Here is a 21491-nt window from a genome sequence, read left to right on the forward strand (position 1 = left end):
CCGATGCTTTACCGTGACCCCAAGTCGGGCGCGACCTGGAGCGGACGAGGTCCGGCGCCGGCGTGGCTGGCTGGTGCCAAGGACCGGACACGGTTTTTGATTGATGGAGCCGGCGCAGCGGCCGAGGCGAAACCGGCGGTCACGAAGGTTGTGGCGAAGAAGGCCCCGACGGCGAAGAAATCTGTTGCCAAGAAGGCCGTGAGCGCAAAGGTGCCGGCTCAGAAGGTGCCGGCTAAGAAGGTGCCGCGCAAGAGCGTGGCCGTGCCGGTTCCGGTAGCCGCAGACGAGTCAGGCGCCGAGTTGACGACCTAAACATAGTTGTCAGGCACCCGGCGGAGCGGGTTCTTCTGGTTCCACCGGATACGCCGGGCCGACGACGTCTTATTGCGCTTGCACTACCTGACGTTGCGCGGCTTGCTGTTGAGCGTGTTGCTTCGCAAGGTGCCTGCCGACTATGCGGCCACCGACCGCGCCGACGACAGCGTGGGGTGCCCCGCAACCCGCCTACCACCGCGCTCTTGAAGCATCCTGCGGCGTTTGCCGCGCCTGCCGTCGCGATGGCCAGCGCCGTTGCTATCAACGCGATTCGTACCGGACTATGTGTTTCGGAAAGGATAGAGCGAGGCCTAGGTCGGACCAAAGATTGACCCAGATTGTACGGCGTACACAGTGTCGCCAGTCATTCGCTCAAGCGCAATCTTCGGCAGCACGTTGTCCACGATAACCAGGTAGTGCTCCAGCAACGAGCGAAGGTGGTCCAGCTTTCCGTCCTCGATTTCATGCCATAAACTAGGCAAATATCGAGTCACTATCGAGAACGCATACAGAATCACGAAGTGCAGAGTAAAAACATCGTCGGTTCCCCAAAAGGGAACCACGACGCTGGAACCGCAATAGCCGGACTTATGCAATGTGAGATGCTGGTGCCAGTGTTCGCGCGCTGGATGTTCAAGTTTCCCCGTTGGAAGCACCTGCCCAGTGAACGGGTTTTTCCTGTCTTCAAAATCCTTGATTGGAAGGTCAAGCGCGTTCGCCTGTTCTGCGGTAATTTTGTAGCCGACAGGAGATATCGCAATGGAAGACGTTGTGTTCAGCGCTGGTGTCAATGTCTTGGCGTCGTACAGGCTACCAATCGTTGATGTGCCAATTTGGTCGAGCTGGTGCTCCAGCTCCGAGTCGTGCTGCTTCCCTACTTGAAACGATAGCGGGTGTGTGCCGAAGTATTCCTGGGCTACGCTTTGCAACTCCGGAACTCGGCGCAGAAGGTCAGCGAGCGAAACTAGGTGCGCTCGCTCTGTATCATTCGACATTTTACGTAGCCTGCGGTCGAACGCAAATCCATCGACGGGCAGCTTGCGGGTCTTGCTGTAGGCAGCGAAGTGCCCAGACTTCATGCAGCCGATGAGGTAGTTCGCCGGAAATCCGTCAGTATCAGCAGCTATCGTGAACAGGCCATGCCCCTGCTCTGTATGTCGCTGTATTGACGGCAGTGTGCTTGTCTCGTCGCCAGCAGCAATTTGCTCGGCTATCGAGACTTGCAGCAACGCATAGTAGCGAGAAAGCACACGAGCGTTTAATCCACCCGATTTCGTTTCCCAGTAGCCGACCGCTGACCGTACGGCCCACGCCATGCCCGCCGCCTTTTCGGTCAGGGCGCCTTCTGGCATCGCCGGCGACCGGCGAAGAATGACCTTCTCGCACAGTTGATGGCTGGTCAGCCGCTTAACGCGTAGCCAGACAACTTCGGACAGGTTGTCCGCAAAAATATGCTCTGCAGTCATTGGAGCATCTCGTGTTGGGATTAGGTATCTTGGTCAGCCGGTCGCTTCAGCGAAATCCAGTTGCCCGGAGGGATTTCGAAAACGTCAAGCTAGCAGAAGTGACCATGTGCTGTCATTCATGTAGGCTGACCGGACATGCCCCGTGCATATTCATTATGATGAAGTCCAAGGCTTGATTTTGAAGCCAAGAAACTGTTGATAATGCGGCGCTTCCTGGTTGAGCGAAACAGTCCCATCGTTGGCTATCAGGATGACGCCACGGTCGTACAACGCATGCAAGTCCCTGCGAAGCAGGATGCCGTCGGCCGCTGTGTTGTCACCCTGTCGCCAATCGCGTCCGTTGATGTGCGCAGCTTCCAACGCCTCAGGAACGTCACATCCACTGATGGCGCATCTGCCGTCAAAACGTCGAAAAACGGCTTCCCTAAATGCCGCTTGGAACGGACGGACCTGAGTCAAGGTGAAACGGGCGAGCAATTCATCGAATCCCGTCGTCGGCTCGTGGATGGGCGATGGCTCGTTGGGGGGCGTCTGACTCGGGGCACCCGCCCAGAATTCATAGCACCGCGCGCGCTCTAGGTCATCGTCCTGAATTCCGAATTCCCCCTCGAGGCCTGGGGAGCACTTGCCTGAGTCTTTGTCGACGATAAGTGCTGTGATGACAGGTTCTCTGGCGTCGACGCACTGGTGGCCTAATGAGCGCATTGCCGTGTATAGCAGGAAGAAATGGAGACCAAACGTATCCATCAGTTCGCCATACGTTACGGTGCTTGTTCGTTTCGCCACCGCTATAAGCCATTCTCGAATCATCGGCAGCTTTGCCGCGAGGTTGCCGGTTGATATGCCGGATTCTTGCGCAACACCGTCCGGGAACTCGCCCTCTGCCTTTGTCTTGTGTCCAAGCGCGTGTTTGAAAAGGTCACCCGTGACCAATCCGCTCAGCACCGCAACAACCGCCCCGTCCTCGTTAGTTTCAAGGCGGTCGATAATGAACACGCCATCGTCTCGGAAAGAACCTATCTTTCGGGGGATGAGCGGCCGGGTGGTTCGGTTTTGCGCCCGCTACGACAAATCAGACCGCTTCGGCGACGCAATCCGACAAAATTGGGCATGCGCGCGGGCTTGGCCTCGAAATCCGACATCGGACCGCCATGCTGCAGAGCCCGCTGCGCGAGCGCCGAACTCCAATTCCGGAGACGCGACCCGACAAAATTAGCCGTTCCGGGGACGCTACCCGACAAACCAGAGGGATTCATCCGTGAGGCTACGCAACGACTCTCGCGCATTATCCTCGCGAACGTCGACTCCCAGTCGCGCCGTTAACGTATCGACAATGGCTCAAGCTGCGCCGAGGTCCGCAGCCGTCACGAGAATGCGGGCGCTGCGCAGCGCCCGACTCTTTCGTTCGGACACCTCTAATATTCGCCTGAGTCCGCGCTCGAAGGCGGAGACAAGTGTTGCGTCATCGGATTCTCGCCGACACAAAAAATGTCGCTCCAGCGCATCTCGCGTTACAGCGCATGCGATGTAGCGACCTTGCGACATCAAGGTAAAAGTAATGAGACGCCCCTCGGCAAACAGCCCCGGGGCGTCCTTTGATTGCAACCATTTCTTCCTCAAATTCAAATTCGAAAACACTGCTGGGCCTGCTATCGCCCCTCGCGTTTGTGTCGCAAGTCAAACCTCATTCGAGGCAGAAGCAACGCACGGAGCTTAACGCGCCATAAGTTAGAAAATATTCCGGTTTCTTCCGCACTCAAGCCTTATCACTCACAGTCTTCACAAGCGTCTCAACACCTTCGTTCGGCTCACAGCTAACCGGAATTTCAGGAGTGAGTAGATACGACCTAGGTTGATTTTCGGGTACGGTGAGGGCCAGCGGGTCCAGAATTCGGTCCAAGTCTGCCTTTGACAACAGGCCACGCGACAAGACGAGGTCATAGACTGGGGCGCCCGTCTCGAGCGCCTCGCGGGCTATCTGGGTTGCGTTGGCGTAGCCGATATACGGGTTCAACGCTGTGACCACACCGATGGACCGCTCTACGCTTGCGCGAAGCTGGTCGATGTTCGCCACGATTCCTCGAACGCATCTGTCCGCAAGCGTCTTGCACCCTGCAGCCAGATGCTGAATGCTTTTGAACAGGCTGAATGCGATGATGGGCTCGAAGGCGTTGAGCTGAAGCTGGCCTCCTTCTGCCGCCAGCGTGACCGTGAGGTCGTTTCCAATGACCTCAAAGGCGATTTGATTCACGACCTCTGGGATGACTGGATTAACCTTTCCCGGCATGATGCTGGAGCCGGCCTGCATCGGAGGCAACTGGATTTCTCCAAAGCCACAGCGCGGACCAGACGAAAGCAATCGAAGGTCATTGCAGGTTTTGGAAAGCTTCACTGCGATGCGTTTAAGAACGCCCGAAACCTGCACGAACGCACCGCAGTCTTGCGTAGCCTCAAACAGGTTTCCAGCAGTAAGGAAGGCATAGCCGGTGTTCCGGCGCAGATGGTGGCAGGCGGCAGCTGCATAATCAGGGTGGGCAGTGATGCCAGTTCCTATCGCAGTGGCGCCGAGATTGATTTCAAGAAGAAGCAGTCGAGCTTCAGCCAGTCGGGCCTCGTCTTCCTGAAGCATTACTGCGTAGGCGCTAAATTCTTGACCGAGTGTCATGGGCACTGCATCTTGCAACTGAGTGCGGCCCATTTTCAGCACGCCACAGAACTCCGCTGCTTTTGCTTCGAAAGTCTCACGAAGGTACGCCATTGCCCCGAGCAAGTCGTCAATATAGAACTGCAACGCAAGCTTGATGGCCGAAGGATATACGTCGTTGGTGCTCTGACCAATGTTGACGTGCTCGTTGGGGTGCAGGCGATGATAGTCACCACGCTCGGCTCCGAGGATTTCTAGCGCCCGATTTGCAATGACCTCGTTCACGTTCATATTGCTCGATGTCCCAGCGCCACCCTGAATGACATCGACGACAAAGTGCTCGTGATGTTTGCCATCAATGATTTCGCGACACGCTGCCTCGATAGCTAGCGTGCGCTCGCCATCTATTAGACCTAACTCTGCGTTGGCCTGAACTGCAGCCCGTTTGACTTCCGCCAGCGCGCGAACCAATCCTCCATACTGGCTAATTGCTATGCCGCTGATGGGGAAGTTTTCTACGGCTCTGAGCGTATGTACGCCGTAGAGCGCGTCGCAAGGCACTTCCCGTTCTCCAAGCAAATCGTGCTCGAGCCGAGTGCGTTCAGTTTGCATCATTGCTATGTCTCTCACTTAATACTAACACGACGCTGACCGCAGTCAGCATTGTGACTACGCCGAGCACAAGAAATCCCATCGACGGTCGCGGCAGGGCCGCGTCCAAAACCGAATAAACGTCAACCAACCGCATGCTTCCATAAAAGCGGAAAAACATGGTCCATCATCTCCGTTTCTGTCGTTTGTACAAGGCATGAACTACGCGCATTTCCTCGCGCGTGTAGCCGACTGCGTTGCTCCGTCTGTGCGGTAAGCATTCCTGCCGACAATGCGCGGAAGGTGAGAGAGTCGGGGTTCATAAAAAGCTGGTCAATTTCGCACAGTGCTCGCTCCTGAAGCTAAGTGACGCGCTGCGAATTCCATTCGCCATTAATGGCGCAGGAACGCGAAGCGGTTGCGTCAGTGTGCGTCTAAGACAGTTGGGGTTGCGAAGTTGAAACCCTTTATATGGTCGAAAATACTTAGTGTCGTCGAAAAAGCTGCGAGCCTACCTAATTTCATTCTTGATGCTGGTGCCAGCGGGTAGTCGTATTTAAACGCGTTCGCCATCAAGCGATGTATGTGATGGCAATCCTTACATCCCTCGAGTACAAAATGAAAAACATGCGACGAGACAGCGCGACATACATTGTCGTCGGTGGCGGTACGACCGGATGTATTGTTGCGTCTCGACTCTCGGAGGACGCGTCGGCAAAGGTGTTGCTCATCGAGGAAGGGCCCAGAGATACGAGCCCGTATATTCGGTTTCCCGGGACCTATTACAAGACTGCGCAAGGCGGCCTGCTTAAACGCTACCAGTGGGAACCAGCGGCTGGCTACGAACGCGAAGCGAATGACACGATGGCGCAGGCGAGCGTGCTTGGAGGTGGCAGTTCAGTCAACGGTATGGTTTATGTTCGAGGTAATCCACAGGATTACGATAGCTGGGACGCCGCTGGTGCACATGGATGGGCGTTCCGAGATGTTCTGCCATATTTTCGACGCGCCGAAAATAATAGAGATTTCTCAAATGAACACCACGGCACGGACGGGCCCATTGGTATCAGCTTTCCAGCGAGTGTGCATCCCCTGACCAGGAAGTGGCTCCAGGCTTGCCAGCAGTCCGGATTGCAATACGTTCCCGACTTCAACGGCGGATTGCAAGACGGTTGTGGGCTTTATCAGGTTGCCGTCAAGGATGGACTTCGTTCGAGCTCAGCAAGTGCCTATCTGCGACCGGTCGAGAAGCGCGGAAACCTCACTGTGCTCGTCGGAGCGAAAGTGCTTCGAATCCTGGTGGAGCAAGAGCGTGCTGTCGGCGTTGAATATTCCATCGATGGCGTGAAGCTGCAAGTTTTCGCAGACAACGAAGTTATCGTCTCTTCGGGTACCATAAATTCGGCCAAACTTTTGATGCTCTCGGGTATTGGTCAAGGCGCATCGTTACAGCGACATGGAATCAAGGTACATGCGGACCTTCCTGGCGTAGGAAGTAATTTGCAGGACCACTTGGAAATGTCGCTGGTCTATCAGATGAAACCGGGTGCGGACAGCTATGACAAATTCAAAAAGCCACATTGGAAAGCGTGGGCGGCACTGCAGTACGCCGTAGCACGCAGTGGTCCCATCGCGTCGAACCTTATCGAAGGCGGAGCGTTCTGTCGAGGAACGCAAACAGACCTACCGCCGGACCTGCAGTATTTCTTTATCGTGGGCGCAGGCGTTGAAGAAGGCACGGAACGTGTTCCCGGGGGGACAGGGTGTACGCTGAACTTTGAGCATGTGCAACCGCGTTCCCGAGGAGAAGTGTCGTTGCGCAGCGCCAATCCGAATGACCCGCCACGGATTGCGCCCAATTACATGGTGGACCAACACGACGTTGACCGGCTGGCCGAAGGGTTCCTCATTGGCCAGGAAATCATGAGCCAACCAGCGATAGAGCCGTACATTGAACGCGAGCATTATCCGGGCCAGCGGTTCTCAAATCACAGGGAACTGGGCGAATATCTTCGGAAGAACGCACGAGCGGCGCTTCACCCTGTTGGGACGTGTCGAATGGGCAGTGACCCCCTCTGCGTGGTCGACCCCGAACTACGGGTCCGAGGAATTGCAAACCTTAGGGTTGCAGACGCATCTGTTATGCCTCGCATTCCGTCTGGCAATACAAACGCCGCTTGCACGATGATTGGCGAGAAGGCATCTGACATCATCCGCGGAAGGGGGCTCCCTGTTCCAAAGTCGATGTTGACCGGAAGCGACGGCTAGCGAGAATGGCACGGATTGGTGCACTTCGTGGCGTTTTTGTTTCTAATGGAGGCTGAGTTGTCACTGGAAAATAACCGTATCACTTTCAACACCACGGCCGCGAAACATTCGTCATTGGTGATGGAACTTGATATTGCAAGAAGCGCCGGCTACACGGCGGTAGAAATAACGCAGGACAAGGTACGAACATATCTTGACGCAGGTTATTCGTTTGACGACCTGCGCCAAGAACTAGGCGGATTCACAGTCCATGGTATCGGCGCCCTTGTCGACGTCGAGCGGCAGGGAATTGCTGAAAAGGAACTCTGGCGGGAGGCGGATGCGCTTTTCATGCTGGCTCATGCTGTTGGTGCTAAAGGCGTCCAGATTGTTTCAGGTCCGTTGGATGTCCACGCGGTGATTGAGTTCAATGGGTACGGGTTTTCAAAGCGGTACACAGGTTTGCTTCAGCATTCTTACGATGACCAGCTACGGCTGTCCGTGAAGAACCTTGCTGCAATTGCTCATCGTGCTCGGGACTATGGCTTGACCGTATATCTTGAAGCGCTTTCGTGGGCTCCGCTCAGTTCGCTCGAGCAGCAGGTGAACATCGTACAGCGCGTCGGTTGCGACAACTTGAAGCTCGTCGTTGACTTCTGGCATTGCTACACGTCGGGAGCAACACCAGAGCAGTTGTCGAAGGTGGACCGGGATTGCATCTACGGTGTGCACGTGTGCGACTCATTGCCATATTTTGGGGGAATACCAATCGAGACAATCCTACGGGATGTGCCGACAGGAAGCGGGGTCCTCAACCTGCGGGATTGGACTGATGCTGTAAAGGCGACAGGTTTCGACGGCTGGTGGTGTAGCGAGACTTTTTGCAAGAAGCAGCAGCAAGGCAATAGCTACGCCGTGGCGAAAGAATTGAAGCGGCAACTCGAGACGTTGGTATTTAGCTGAGGTATTTGAAGGGGCCCGTGAATCGCTGGCACGGGCCTTTGTATTTGGAACGGCTTGTTACGTCATAGCCAATCGGTCGAAAGCCGCCTCGCGCAAGAGGCCCAAATCAAGTCTTTGGGAACTGGGTCATGGTCCTATCGTAGACGTGTTTCGCACGCACTTCTACGGGTGCTCTGCGCAGGAAGTCGGAAAGAATCTCGACTCCCCAATATTTCTGATGAAATCCAGCTGTTTGTACAGCATTGACGAACGATGGGCAGTCGAATTCACCCTCACCACATGCCTTTCGGTGATAGACCGAATCATGCATCAACGTGCCGACTGCGCTGGCGCCTGCATCGTTGAGTTCAACGCCCTTGATAAAGCGGGCTGGTACTGCGCTAACTTCTTCATAGGTGGTGCCGCTGCGGACGACGTGCCAAATATCAATCACAAGGCCGCCGTTCTCTCGGTCAGCCCCTTGGACTATAGGTAGCGCGTCTGCGAGACTCGCAACCTTGCAGAATGGCATGAATTCGAGTCCGACCGTAGCGTCAATTGGGCTGAAGTCGTCGCAGAGTTTTCCAAATTCGTCGGCCATTTGGCTGTGGTTCGTGGGAGCGAGGTCAAGGTGACTCACTCCGACCTTGAGGTTGCACATCCCCAGTTCTCCACCGAACTTCAGGAACTCCCTGCGTGCGCGGTCAGACGCTTCGCGACGGCCGTCGTTCGTGTACCAGTCCATGAGGATTTCGAGCTCTAAGAAGTCGAGTCCATTGTCTTGCAGAATGCGTCGAACTCCGGATGCGCCGTACTTTTGTACGCTGTAGCGGCAATCGTCGAGGCTCAGCCCAATACCTTTCCAGCCAGCTTTGGATGCGGCTTCAGCGCGAACAGCGAGGCTATCCGGGCTAATCCATTCCGCGTCGTCGGGGCTTGTGTCGCCAGCAATCGTCCAGAAGGCTGCGAGCAGTTTTGTGTCTATGGCTGTCATTTCTTTCAAAACCTTGAAGGTAGTTTCATTCTAGCAAGTTCCCACGTTCCGATTTCTTCAACCGAATCCCCTTCGTGCCGGGGCGCGAGGGGACAAACGCATAGACCAGACGAGGTCGGGGCTTTTCGCGCTTGCCTTCTCGTTATCAAATGGAGGGAGGGTGCTCACGACCGCTTGCGGCGCTGCGACCAGAACCGCCGAGAGTTCAATCATGGAGCGTTCCGATGTCCAGGCCGAAGCGGCTTAGGGTGGGCGCTTTGACTTCCAACGGCATGTTGCTTGTAAGATATGCGGTCAAGGTAAGCACAGTCGCAGCAATCAGAAGCCGCCTCATGTTCCGTATCCTCATGGTGTCGCTGTGGCACTGCCATCGTAGTGCATCTGATTTGACGGTCCCCGCTCGCTTCCCCAAAGTATTTGCCTCCAAAACTTCCGTCGCAACTTCGCAAGGTGGTTTGACAGTGACGCAAACTGGCGCAGCACGTCTAGTTTGCCGGGTGGCACATCTCGGGATGGTGGACGCAACCGTAGCCGCGTCAATTCGCGTAAATCTGCGAGGGATTGCGAAGTTGATTGGCAAATATCAACGGAGGAGACTCTTCCCAGCCAGTCACGCTTCTGGGAGAAGACACATGGATGCTTTGCCTCTTGCTGGTAACTTGTCGCTCTACGAGCTGTTTCGTCAAGCTGTACCGGAGACGGTGCTCGGCGCGTTCGCGGTTATAGTTGTTGTTGCGCTTTTTCTTGTATTGGTGGCCATCTGGCTCTGGTTCTGGCGGCCGGACAAGCACTCGGCGAGAGCTACCGTCGAATCGGAGGAGGTTGTGGATTTTGCGCTTGTCGAAGGCAGCGGTTCTGCGTTAGAAACGGCGCCAAACCGAAAGAGCTAGCACTCGCCTGTCAGTCAATCCGTACCCTCAGCCCTCGCCGCCCCACAGGATTGTCGAGTTGTCGCCGGCCATGTACTCCCGAATTTCCAGCGGAAGCGATGAATCACTCGGCAAAAGAACCGTTGCGTTTTGCAGATGTTTCTTTTTGATTTTTCCTTTGTCGGAGAAACCGAACGCGAGTCTCGTGGAGAACGGTTGTCGGTACGACGAGGAGGCTACGCCCGAAACCAGACCGTACAAGAAGCGGATAGGCCGACGGTGCTGAGGCGTCAATATTGAAAAGGTGAGCTCGTTTTGCTGTTGACCTTCGAAATCGACCATGAAGATTCGGTCACCAATCAGGAAGCAAAACCCATAGTACGTAAACGAATAGCCCGTCTTCCCGCTGCCATCCAGGAGGGGGAATCGTTCTACCGTGACATGTTGGATTGTCGATTCGGCCTCGTAGATGCACGTGACCGACCGAAGAATTCGCCCTTTGTAGATGGACGAATTGTGGTACCGGTAGTAAACGCCCAGGTAGTCGCGCAAAGGTTCGACCGAAGACTTCGCAAACGGCAGAAAAGTAGCGAACTGAGACGACGACCGCAGTCCCATCGGCAGTTCGCTTTCAAAACCTTCATAAAACTGTTTGAAGTCGGCTGGCTGACGGTAGAGGTCGGGCACCTCCATCATGAAGTGTCGCGATATTTTCTGAAGGACCTTGTGCGATGGCGCGTGTTGACCGGCGAGGTATTTGTTGAACTGCTGCCGATTGATGTCGAGACTACGGCATAGACCGGCTACTGAACTACATGACTCGACGAGTAGCACGAGGTTTTTCTGAAGATTGGTGCGGTCTTGCGGTCGGTCCATAAACTTGGCGGCAATCTAGTGTAGGGGCACCGTCACGGTGACGTGCAGCGTTCGTACCCCAACATACCCAATCGTTGCAAGCACCGCAAGGTGCTCGTTGAAATGGGGTCGTAACGTTCGGGTGCTGGGTAGCTGCCAATGGCCTAGCGGATTGTGACTTTGGAACCTCCGGCGGCATGGCTCCGAAGCGCCGCCTCCACAAAACGCATGCCTTCGACACCGTCATTTACGTCGGTCAGTAGCGTGCTGGTCGTCGGAATCGGTCTATTTTCGAGCTTGGCTGCTATCTGAACGGCCGCGTCTTTGTACAGCTGGGCGAACGCTTCAAAAAACCCTTCCGGGTGACCCGCGGGAAAGCGTGCAGCATGGTCAGCGGCCGGACTGTGGGCTCGCCCCTTAGTCAGCCGGACAGTATTCCCATTCAGCGGAGTGTGCCAGAGGAAGTCGGGATGCTCCTGGTCGAACGCGATGGAGCCTTTTGTCCCATACACGCGAAGCCGCAAAGCATTTCCTTCGCCAGCAGCTATCTGACTAGCTATCAAATTACCTCTTGCGCCAGATTGATAGAAAAGTGTCGCTTGTACATGGTCGTCAACCCGACGACCGGGCACCATGGACGCGACATCTGCTGAGAGCGTGTCAGGCAGCATGCCGGATACGAAGCTCGCAAGATGATACGCATGCGTTCCAATGTCGCCGAGGCAACCACCCGCACCCGTGCGGGACGGGTCCGTGCGCCATTCGGCTTGTCGGTTTCCATGTAACTCAACAGGTTCCGTAAGCCAATCCTGAACATACTCCACTGCGATGAAGCGCACATCACCCAGTTCTCCGGCCGCGACAAGTTCCTTTGCGTGACGCGTCATCGGGTATCCGGAGTAGGTGTACGTCACGGCGAGAAGCTTGTCTTGACGCTGAGCCAGCTCGCGCATCTCGATGGCTTCAGTCAACGAAAGGGCGAGCGGCTTGTCGCAAATCACGTGGATGCCTGCCTCAAGGAATGCTTTCGCGACAGGGGCGTGGAGGTGATTTGGCGTAACAATAGCAACCGCATCAATACCGTCAGGACGTTGCGCTTCCGCCCGCGCCATTTCCTGATAGTCTGAATAGATGCGGGATGGCTCGAGAAAAAGCGCGCGGCCACTTTCTTGAGCTCTTCCTGCATCTGATGACAAGGCTCCGGCGACGAACTCGTAACAATCGTCGAGCCGGGCCGCGAGCCGATGCACCCAACCAATGTAGCCGCCTTGGCCGCCACCCACCATTCCCAATCGTAGTCGACGATTCATTTCAGCTCTCGATAATGCGAATTTATGGAGCTAGCAGAGCGGCGACACGAGCCTGATAGGTCATAGAGGTTACCTACAGACTGTTTCGACGCTTTTCGCTAGAACGGCATCCACGCGGCGGCAGCCCAACATCCTAAGGCGGCTCGGGGACGTCTACTGCAAGAGCACGAGGCTTTAGCTTTGGATTCAAGAAGCTGAACTCACGGACAGCAGATGCCGAACGGCTTGGGCCGTTCGGCATTCGTACTCGTGAGCGTGCCTGCGGCCTATTAGAAGCCTCGACCTTCGACATATTTGTCGCGGAGTTCGCCGAGGTATGCCGGAACGGTGATGTCCCACCAGCCGGTCGGATGCATATTGCTATATGGCCGCTCAATCGAGCAAATTGCCTCAACAACATATGGCTTACCCGACTGAATCGCGCGTTGCAGGGCGGCTCCGATTTGACTCGGGTCTTCCACCCGTTCACCTTCTGCGCCAAGTGACTTCGCGAAATTCGCAATATGTGCGGACCACGGTGCGCCGTCTGGTGTCTTGAAGCCGGTGATGATTTCTCGGTCTTCGCCGAACATGTTGAGTTGCAGGTTACGGATAGCGCCCCAGCCGCCGTTGTTGATAATGAGGAACACCGCGGGAATGCCCATCATTACAGCCGTCGCCAGCTCTTGACCCGTTTGCAAGAAAGCACCGTCGCCGCAGACCGCAACGACAGGCTGGTTCGGTGCACCGAGCTTCGCACCAATCGCTGCAGGAAGCGCGAAGCCGATGCCCGAGAAACCACCTGGGGTGATGTGTTGTTTAGCGCCGTAAACCGGGAACTCGTTGAACACCTGGTTTTGCGGGTTGCTCGAATCCGTGACGACGATGGTGTTGCGCGGCAGGACCTTGCGGGCTTCGAACAGTACTTGTGAGACCGTCATCGGCGAGTGGTTGCATTCACGCAGCGGACGCAGATGCTCGAACCACTGGCCTTTAAGTTCCTGAAGGCGTTTGAATTGCGGAGCGTTCTGGTAGTCGCGCGGTTTTGCGAGGTCGCGCATTTCATCAAGCAGGGCGGAGAGGATTGCTTTCGCGTCACCGACAATGCCCACTTCGGCGGGGTAGTTCTTCCCGATTTCGAAGCCATCGATATCGACTTGAATGAGCTTCGTTTTCGGAATGTCGAACGTAACGCCCGGGCGGTACGACGACGTGATACGGTCACTGAATCGGCAACCAACGGACAGAATGACGTCCGCTTCACGCGTCATTGCATTGCCAGGGATGGAGCCGAGGTCACCGCAAGGCCACGCATACAGCGGGTGGTCTTCAGAGATGGAGCCCTTGCCCATAAACGAGGTTGTGACCGCCGCGCCAACATGTTCAGCAATAGCAACGAGCAATTCGGTGGCCTCCGCCGCAATCACGCCACCGCCGGCGAGAATTACCGGACGTTCGGAGGACAGCAGAAGCTTAGCGGCCTTGCTGATGTCAACAGGGTCGCCGTGGAGGCGGCCATGCGAGCGATGGGTTTGCGGCGCCGGCAGTTCCACCAGAGCCGATTCAGCTTGCAGGTCTTGCGGAAGGTTGATAAGTGCGGGACCACGGCGGCCTTCGAGCATGACATTGAAAGCTTGCGTCATCACGCCCGGAATTTGCGCCACATGGCTCGGCTGCCACCAACGCTTGACCACCGGCTCGGCCATGCGCGGGAAGTTGTCGCCGTGCGGGCGGTCGATTTCCTGCAGCACACCTTTACCGGTCATGTAGGTGTGAACACCACCGGTAATCAGCAGTTGCGGGAACGAATCAGCGAACGCGGTTGCAACGCCCGTGAGGGTATTCGTGGCGCCGGGTCCAATCGATGAACACACCGCCGCGACTTGGCCGGTCGCGCGATAGTAGCCGTCGGCCATGTGCGAGGCACCTTGCTCGTGCATTGCCGGTACGAGCGTGATTTCCTTCTGACGGTCCACAAAAGCGTCGAGCAGCGCTGTATTACCGTGACCCGGGATACCGAACGTGTAAGGCACCTTCTCGCGGACAAGATACTCGACGACGATTTGACCGCCGGTCATTTCCTTCTTTTCAGCCATTTAATCGCTCCTTTGCATGGCAACTGGATACAGATGCGCGCGTTTCCGCGACACGGTTAACGTTGAGGCTAAGCCACGCCTGGCTAGCCTGCCTACACAGCGCCTGGTGGGGCGCTATGCGGCGTGTTGTGAGGTCGTTCTGAAGTCTTCTTTAAGCATCTGGTCCGCTGCCCGGAGGGCTTGCGCTACGATGGTGAGCGCTGGATTTACTGCGGCAGAAGACGGCATGAATGAAGCGTCAACCACGAAAAGGTTTTCGTGTTGATGAGTGCGGCAATACGCGTCGATGGCGCTCGTTGTGGGGTCGACGCCAAATTTGATGGTCCCGCACTGGTGCGACGTTGAGTGCCGAATCAGCGGCTTTACCAGCACAATGGGATAGCCAGCTTTCTTTAGAAGTGAAGTCAGCTTTTCAACGAGCCGATGGTGTGGCTTCAGATTGTTTCGCTTAATCGCGAGTTGGACTTTTCCATCGCGAAGAACGATTCGATTCTCCGGGTCGGGTAAGTCCTCAGAGAAAGCAATCCAGTCCATGCTATGCCGAGCCATTGTCGACCCGACAGCTTTGGGGAGAAACGGCACGTTTGCGGATAGCATGCCGCCCTGAAGTTTCCCGAGCATCTGGGCGTGGCCGAGAGGAAAGCGGTAATCACCGTCGCCAAAGTAAAACTGATTTAGCGCTAGCGTCTTTTGAAAGACGGTATTGTTTGTTTCAAATGACAAGCCCATCAACGCTGTCTGGTTGTGTGCCATATAGTTGCGGCCAACAACGCCAGAGCCGTTTGCGACGCCGTCGGGTGCCTTGTCGCAGGCGGAGCGCAGCAGAAGCGCCGTGCTGTTGATTGCCCCGCACGAGACGACGACGACGCCTGCACGCAGAATTTCTACGCGTCCATTGCGCATCACCTCCACGCCGTCGACACGTTTTCCGTCGACGTCGAGCAGAAGCCGTTGGACGTAGCAGTTCGTGAGTATGTCCACGCGGCCAGTCGCAAGTGCGGGTTGAATCAGGGCTGTCTCCGCGTCGTACTTCGCGCCTAACTTGCACGGAAAACCGTCACAAGTCTTGCAGCGGATACATTGTCCCTTTGGGCCATAGTCGATTGCTTCGGGCAGTGCTGACGTACTCGCTCCGTGGCGCCGCATTGTGTCGGCCATGCGTTGAACGAGAGGCTCTGAAGTAAGCTTTGGCGAAGGATAGGGTTTGCTGCGCCACGGTGCGCTCGGGTCGCCGCTGTCGTCGCCATGGACGTCAAAGAGCGCTTCGGCTTCGCAGTAATACGGTTCTATGTCGGCGTAGCTAATCGGCCATGCCGGCGAAATACCTTCTTCGTGTTCGAGAACACCAAAGTCTTCTTCGCGGAAGCGAATCATGCTGCCGCCGTAGAACTTGGTGCAACCTCCAACGTTGTAATAGATGTTCGGACGGAACTCATTTCCTTGGCCGTCCAGCCAGCTATCGTGCGCGGTGTACTTCTTGTCGAAGAAAACTGCCCCGACACTCCAGTTATCGGCTTCTCGGGGGACCCAGTCACCGCGCTCGAGCACCAGAACGCTAATCCCGTTTTCGGCGAGGCGGCGGGCGACCGTGCCGCCACCAACTCCGCTGCCGATTACGATAACGTCGTGATTTGTTTGCATGATGACTTTGCGTATGTGGGGTTAGCGTTTGAACTGCTTCACTCCGTCGCGGATTGAGCAGATGTCGCCAGTATTTGCGTCCATTAAGTTCCGCTCAATTTCGCAACCACAATGAAACTGACGCAATGTGACGCAGTTGGATGTCGTGGATTCGCCTGTGAGCGCTTCAACCCAACGGAGATGCGTCGCGTCCATCAACTGAGCGCGTCAGGCTGCTCATGCTTTGGGACAATGTTTGAGGCAAGGCAGACGATTAGGAGCAGGGCCGCCAGGAGCCCGAAGGCGGCGGATAGACCGATACCGTGAGCGATGAAGCCGATAGCAGCGGGGCCGGTCAAGGTGCCTGCGTACCCAAGCGTTGCCGTAGCAGCGATGGCATGTTCCGACGGCATGGACTTGTCGGCGCCTGCCGCCGAATAAAGGATGGGGACAACGTTCGCACAGCCTACGCCCATAAGCGCGAAGCCGAAAATGGTGAGGTACGGGTCGGGTGTGAACACCGCCAACGCGACGCCTATGGCACCGAGGGCGCTTCCCAGCCGTACCACGCGACGAGCTCCTAGCTTCGCGGCGGTCCAGTCTCCCGTGAGTCTCATCGCCGTCATGGTGCCGGCAAAGACTGCGTATCCAATTCCAGCTTGCGCTTCAGGCATTGCCTTCGAGCCGGAGAGCAAAAGCGCGCTCCAATCGAGCATTGCGCCTTCCACTAACAGCAGCATGAGGCACATGCTGCCCAGGAGCAGTACGCTTCCGCGCGGGACGACCAGGGATGAACCATGTGCCTGGGTCTTATCGCTCAAAAAATGTCGGCCGAAAATAACAAGCGCGATGATGAGCGCAGATGCCGCACCGATAGCCGTAGCGCCCGGCGCAATGCCGGCTGACAGCGCCGCCGCCGCACCTCCCGCGCCCGCGAGCCCACCGATACTATAGAGTGCGTGGAAGCCCGACATCATGCGGCGTCCCGAGCCTTGTTCGACAGCAATAGCGTGAACATTCATTGCAACGTCCATCGTCCCAATTGCACCACCAAACAATGCGAGCACCACGCCTGTCAGTAATATCCCGCTTACGGAGCCGAGCAGACTCAGCATGACCGCGGCAGCTAGCATCGACAGATTGATGACACGTCGACACCCGAATCTCGAGACGACGCTGCCGGAACTGACCATCGCGAGGATGGAACCGACGCCGAGACAAAGAAGGAGGCACCCTAAAGTAGCGTCGTTGATTGCGAGTCTATTCTTGACGAACGGAACCAGGGGTGCCCATGCGGCAACAGCGAAACCGGCCGCGAAGAACGCGGCTCTGGTCGCGTGCTGTTGCCAAACTGTTACGGATGAGCGGGTCTCGTTGAAACTGCATGCTGTCATCGACAAGCGGTCCTGTGTGAGGTGAGTCGTGAGACTCGGGTGACTGGCGCTGAGTTGAATCCGCTGCCGCTTGGCAGCGAAACTCGCGGAAGGTGTCGCGCATAGGAGTTGCGTGCGCGGTCAGCGTCAAGAATTCAGAAAATGCTACTCGACGTCGTCGTACTAAAGCAAATGATATGGTCTGCTACATTTGTTGCAAAATTAGGTTGCCACATGCAGGAGAAGCCGCATGTGGCAACCATGACGAACTTTAGAACGAGTGGCGGATTCCGGCCACCGTAAGCACCTGGTAGTTTGCGCCGGAGTTGACGTCATAAGAGCCGATTACAGCTTGCGCGTGGCCTGCCCCGTTCTGGCCGCTGGCGTGCTGATATGCCGCAACGGCATACAGGTCGGTGCGCTTGCTCAGCAAATAGTCGACGCCCAATGCGACCTGATGATATGTCGCGGATGAATCCCCCGTCGATTTCGTATAGTTATAGCCAATCGTCGTTTGGAATGCCGGCGAGAGTTGCCAGGTCGCGTACACAGAGCCGTTTTGGAATTTTTGGGAATCGGTGAACGTTGAGTGGCCATCCGGCGAATATTTGGAGTAGCTGTACGCTGCTCCCACGGTCACTTGGTCAATTACGTAGTTGCCACCGATACGTGCGATGTCGATAGCGTGAGCGGACGCGTAAGCAGCGTTGACCGCGCTGTTGAACAAAGAGTCTGATGCAGACGTGCCGCGTGTGGAAAGGGTAGCGTTGCCGTTGTCGATATGGATGTAGCCACCTGCAATCGAGAACGGGCCGTGATTGTACGAGGCAGCGCCCGAGTAGACCTGACCGGAACCTGTGGCACCGGCGATACCGCCAAAGGAGTACATTGCCTCAAGCTTTACTCCGCCCCAGTTTGGGCTAACCCACTTAACGGCATTGTCGAACCTGGCGCTGCTGTCATAGTTGTCGACGTCACCCGGCGTCGCGAAGATGCCGGAAAAGGCGTCCGCCGTGAGCGGTTGAAGAACGTCTGAAATCGGGTCGTACTGGCGACCGAGTGTCACAGCGCCCCAAGTTGTGGGAGACGCGAGTCCAACCCATGCCTGGCGACCAAACAGGCGACCGTTCTGGTGCAATTGCCCTGAGGCGATGTCGAATCCGTTTTCGACTTGAAAGTTTGCGGCCAGCCCACCCCCAAGGTCCTCGGTCCCGCGCAGACCCCATTCGTTTTCCGAAATATTTCCGGTAGACATCTTCCACTGCGAACTATGACCTCCGCTGTTGTGGATATAGGCAATGCCAGCATCCAAAATGCCGTAGAGCGTGACACTGCTTTGAGCATGCGCATTAACACAGAATGCGAGCCCGCATGCAGCGGCCAGCGTCGTAAGTTTCCTCATGTCTGCTTCCTGTTGTTTGCAAAATGTAATTAGATTCACTGCCATACGAGGGTGGTGCACAGAGCTACGCGTTCAGACGCGGGACGCCCGTTGCGTGATGAACAGTGTTGGCAACCATAAATCTGGGCTCAATTTCGCAGCTTCGAAAATTTGCTTCGCATACTGACGCGCGAAGTGCGTCACCAGGAAGCTTTGGGTCGCGAAGCTATGCGAAGGACCGCGGAATGGAAATGGAAGACGTTTCCCCGCACCATTGTCAAAAATCCGAATCGCCCCGCTGTCGCTTAATCAGATGAGACCGTTGGGAGGTTTCCGAGGTTATCGAGGCAGGCGGCAGACGAAGAAGGCAGGCGTAGTTCGCGCCAATTTGCTTTCGCTCAGCGGCTCGCGGATGAATTCAGGAGACGTGATGCAGGCAGGAAAAGTCAGAGATAAACAGGCGAGACGCTCCGTAGGTATCTACGACTACATTATTGTTGGTGCCGGTACGGCGGGGTGCGTTCTCGCGAACAGGTTGTCCGAAGACGCCGACGTGTCAGTCTTGCTTCTTGAAGCTGGCGGTGCCGATGACTATCACTGGATACACGTTCCGGTCGGCTATCTTTACTGCATTGGCAACCCGCGCACTGATTGGTGCATGAAGACTGAAGCAGAAGTCGGGCTCAACGGTCGCGTGCTGGCCTATCCCCGCGGGCGAGTCCTGGGTGGCTGTTCGTCTATCAACGGCATGATTTACATGCGAGGGCAGCGCGACGATTATGACCATTGGGCGAAGCTGACGGGGGATTCGTCGTGGAACTGGGAGTCTGTGCTTCCAATCTTCCGGGATAGCGAGGACTATCACGGCGGAGCCAGTGATGCGCACGGTAGAGGTGGCCCGTGGCGTGTTGAGAAGCAGCGCCTGAAGTGGGAAATCCTCGAAGAATTTTCACGTGCTGCGCAAGAAACCGGCATCCCCTTTACCGATGACTTCAACCGTGGGAACAATGCAGGCGTCGGCTATTTCGACGTGAATCAGAAGAGCGGCGTCCGTTGGAATGCGTCCAAGGCTTTTCTGCGTCCAGCATTGAAGCGACCCAACTTGAAGGTCATGACAGGAGCTATGACGCAACGCCTGACTTTCGGCGGCAACCGTTGTAGCGGGGTTCATTTTCAAGTGAATGGCGAAGACCTGATTGCGATGGCAAATCTCGAGGTCATCATCTGTGCTGGCGCAGTCAATTCGCCGAAGCTGCTTGAATTGTCTGGGATTGGCGAAGGTGCACGGTTGAAGGAGTGTGGCATCGACGTCGTCAGCAATCTTGCGGGCGTCGGAGAAAACCTCCAAGACCATCTGCAGTTGCGTATGGCGTACCAGGTATCCGGGACAAAGACACTTAACACGCTCAGCGCACGTTGGTGGGGGAAACTGGCAATTGGTATGGAGTATGTACTGAAGCGCAGCGGACCGATGGCGATGGCCCCGTCACAGCTTGGCGTGTTTGCGAACTCCGGGACGGAGGGGCCGACTCCGCGTGCCGACATTCAGTATCACGTTCAACCACTGTCTCTTGAGAAATTTGGCGAGCCGTTGCATGCGTTCGATGCCTTTACAGCGTCGGTCTGTCAGCTCCGACCGACGTCACGAGGCACGATTCACATCAAATCTTCCGACGCATCGGTCCCGCCCGTTATCGCGCCGAACTATCTCTCTACTGAATACGACAAGCGAGTCGCAGTGAACGCACTCAAGTACACGCGACGAATCGTTTCTGCTCGTGCTCTCGAAAAATATAAGCCGAAGGAAATACTTCCCGGGATGCAATATCAAACAGATGATGAGCTGATTCAAGCAGCGGGAATCGTCGGCACTACGATTTTTCACCCGGTAGGAACCTGCCAAATGGGACGAAAGGAGGAGGTGGGTGCTGTTGTCGACTCACGCCTGCGTGTCTTTGGGGTTGTTGGGTTGCGTGTCGTTGACGCCTCGATTATGCCTACGATTACCTCGGGAAATACCAACTCACCGACCGTAATGATTGCCGAGAAAGCGAGTCGGATGGTTAAGCAAGACAGAAAGACCACGAATCCAATCAATATTTTCTCGCTGCCTGTTGGTAGCACTTCGAACTGAACATTGTCACAGCGCGGCATGTTATTGCGCGCACCTTTTTACCATGCGTGAGGCCCCTACGAGCCTCTTGGCGCAGGACTTCGGTCCTGCGCTTTTTTTCTATCAAGCGTGCCTATTCGGCGCACGTTGAGCTACGGCCTCGCAGGTACGTCGAGCCGAATCCAGTTGACGCGAATCGACGCCTTTGTCGATTGGGACAGCATATTCCTCTCGTTCGCAGCGTTTGTGTGCGCCTGTCGTTTTGACGCGGTTTCTCCATCGGCAGAGCGATGCAACCTGCGACCTGGGCTAATTGCAGATTCGCAAATCTGACGCTTCTAGTGCACCCGTCGAGGTATGTGGCCGCGCATAAAGTACAACGACGCAGTATCCGCTTAATCCCGAGTTGGTTGTCTAGCTCGGGCTTCCGATTCTTTTTATCCCGATTTGTCCCCCGTCCCTAACTGCGCCCGTCGAAAAAATGGTCTGAAGACGATGTGTACGGGTAAGTCCCATTCGCACCCCAACTGCAGCCCGTCGGACTGCATTGCTCTAAAGCCGAAAGCGGCAACCCGCCAACGACGGGCTCGTTCATTGACGATATAAGTGAGCGCGAGCGCCCCTGCAGCAGAGCTGAATTCTGGTCGCGTCAGTTCGCGTCAGGTTTGGACTGGTTGCGAAATTGAGACAGAGATT

16 protein-coding genes and 1 pseudogene are annotated in these 21491 nt (G+C 56.1%); 5 read left to right on the top strand and 12 right to left on the bottom strand.

Going from position 1 to position 21491, the window contains the following annotated elements; all coding sequences use genetic code 11:
- Nucleotides 1–3: 3 nt before the first annotated feature.
- Nucleotides 4–312 carry an H-NS family nucleoid-associated regulatory protein gene (locus tag B0G80_RS17720; protein WP_408967708.1) on the top strand — a complete coding sequence of 103 codons (309 nt, stop codon included), beginning with the start codon at nt 4–6 and terminating at the stop codon, nt 310–312.
- Between the two features lie 69 nt (nt 313–381).
- On the opposite strand, the pseudogene B0G80_RS46890 reads toward B0G80_RS17720, so the two are convergent.
- The 5 genes and pseudogenes from B0G80_RS46890 to B0G80_RS17745 form a co-directional block, all read right to left on the bottom strand.
- Nucleotides 382–616: pseudogene (locus B0G80_RS46890) on the bottom strand (hypothetical protein).
- Nucleotides 617–626: 10 nt separating this feature from the next.
- Nucleotides 627–1781 carry a YaaC family protein gene (locus B0G80_RS17730; RefSeq protein WP_116118828.1) on the bottom strand — a complete coding sequence of 385 codons (1155 nt, stop codon included), beginning with the start codon at nt 1779–1781 and terminating at the stop codon, nt 627–629.
- 153 nt (nt 1782–1934) lie between these two features.
- Complete coding sequence (locus B0G80_RS17735) at nt 1935–2777, bottom strand: HNH endonuclease (protein ID WP_116118829.1); 843 nt, start codon at nt 2775–2777, stop codon at nt 1935–1937.
- A 342-nt stretch (nt 2778–3119) separates the two neighbouring features.
- On the bottom strand, nt 3120–3419 hold the full coding sequence (locus tag B0G80_RS48055; RefSeq protein ID WP_147309869.1) for a DUF1488 family protein: 300 nt from the start codon (nt 3417–3419) through the stop codon (nt 3120–3122).
- A 118-nt stretch (nt 3420–3537) separates the two neighbouring features.
- A complete protein-coding gene (locus tag B0G80_RS17745; RefSeq protein ID WP_116119735.1) occupies nt 3538–5037 on the bottom strand; it encodes an aspartate ammonia-lyase in 1500 nt (499 codons plus the stop codon).
- Between the two features lie 567 nt (nt 5038–5604).
- Between B0G80_RS17745 and B0G80_RS17750 the strand changes: the two genes are divergently transcribed.
- On the top strand, nt 5605–7284 hold the full coding sequence (locus B0G80_RS17750; protein WP_220377462.1) for a GMC family oxidoreductase: 1680 nt from the start codon (nt 5605–5607) through the stop codon (nt 7282–7284).
- Between the two features lie 57 nt (nt 7285–7341).
- Nucleotides 7342–8226 carry a sugar phosphate isomerase/epimerase gene (locus tag B0G80_RS17755; protein WP_116119739.1) on the top strand — a complete coding sequence of 295 codons (885 nt, stop codon included), beginning with the start codon at nt 7342–7344 and terminating at the stop codon, nt 8224–8226.
- 106 nt (nt 8227–8332) lie between these two features.
- Here B0G80_RS17755 and B0G80_RS17760 read toward each other — a convergent pair whose 3' ends face one another.
- Nucleotides 8333–9199 (bottom strand): sugar phosphate isomerase/epimerase, encoded by an 867-nt coding sequence (locus B0G80_RS17760; protein ID WP_116118831.1) that lies wholly within the window; start codon nt 9197–9199, stop codon nt 8333–8335.
- A gap of 332 nt (nt 9200–9531) precedes the next feature.
- Here B0G80_RS17760 and B0G80_RS46405 point away from each other — a divergent pair, with 332 nt between their 5' ends.
- Nucleotides 9532–10089 (top strand): hypothetical protein, encoded by a 558-nt coding sequence (locus B0G80_RS46405; protein WP_147309870.1) that lies wholly within the window; start codon nt 9532–9534, stop codon nt 10087–10089.
- 27 nt (nt 10090–10116) lie between these two features.
- Here B0G80_RS46405 and B0G80_RS17770 read toward each other — a convergent pair whose 3' ends face one another.
- The 6 genes from B0G80_RS17770 to B0G80_RS17795 form a co-directional block, all read right to left on the bottom strand.
- Entirely contained in the window at nt 10117–10764 is a 648-nt protein-coding gene (locus B0G80_RS17770) for an XRE family transcriptional regulator (RefSeq protein WP_258878901.1), read from the bottom strand.
- A gap of 323 nt (nt 10765–11087) precedes the next feature.
- Complete coding sequence (locus B0G80_RS17775) at nt 11088–12233, bottom strand: Gfo/Idh/MocA family protein (protein WP_258878902.1); 1146 nt, start codon at nt 12231–12233, stop codon at nt 11088–11090.
- A gap of 269 nt (nt 12234–12502) precedes the next feature.
- Nucleotides 12503–14308, bottom strand: a complete 1806-nt coding sequence (locus tag B0G80_RS17780; RefSeq protein WP_220377463.1) for a thiamine pyrophosphate-binding protein — start codon at nt 14306–14308, stop codon at nt 12503–12505.
- 114 nt (nt 14309–14422) lie between these two features.
- Nucleotides 14423–15949 carry a GMC family oxidoreductase gene (locus B0G80_RS17785; protein WP_116118835.1) on the bottom strand — a complete coding sequence of 509 codons (1527 nt, stop codon included), beginning with the start codon at nt 15947–15949 and terminating at the stop codon, nt 14423–14425.
- A 194-nt stretch (nt 15950–16143) separates the two neighbouring features.
- Nucleotides 16144–17322, bottom strand: coding sequence for an MFS transporter (locus B0G80_RS17790; RefSeq protein ID WP_116118836.1), 1179 nt, complete (start codon nt 17320–17322; stop codon nt 16144–16146).
- Between the two features lie 250 nt (nt 17323–17572).
- A complete protein-coding gene (locus B0G80_RS17795) occupies nt 17573–18703 on the bottom strand; it encodes a porin (protein ID WP_116118837.1) in 1131 nt (376 codons plus the stop codon).
- 409 nt (nt 18704–19112) lie between these two features.
- Between B0G80_RS17795 and B0G80_RS17800 the strand changes: the two genes are divergently transcribed.
- Complete coding sequence (locus tag B0G80_RS17800; protein ID WP_116118838.1) at nt 19113–20816, top strand: GMC family oxidoreductase; 1704 nt, start codon at nt 19113–19115, stop codon at nt 20814–20816.
- Nucleotides 20817–21491: the final 675 nt, after the last annotated feature.

It is taken from the genome of Paraburkholderia sp. BL6669N2 (assembly GCF_003387275.1).
GTDB lineage: Bacteria > Pseudomonadota > Gammaproteobacteria > Burkholderiales > Burkholderiaceae > Paraburkholderia.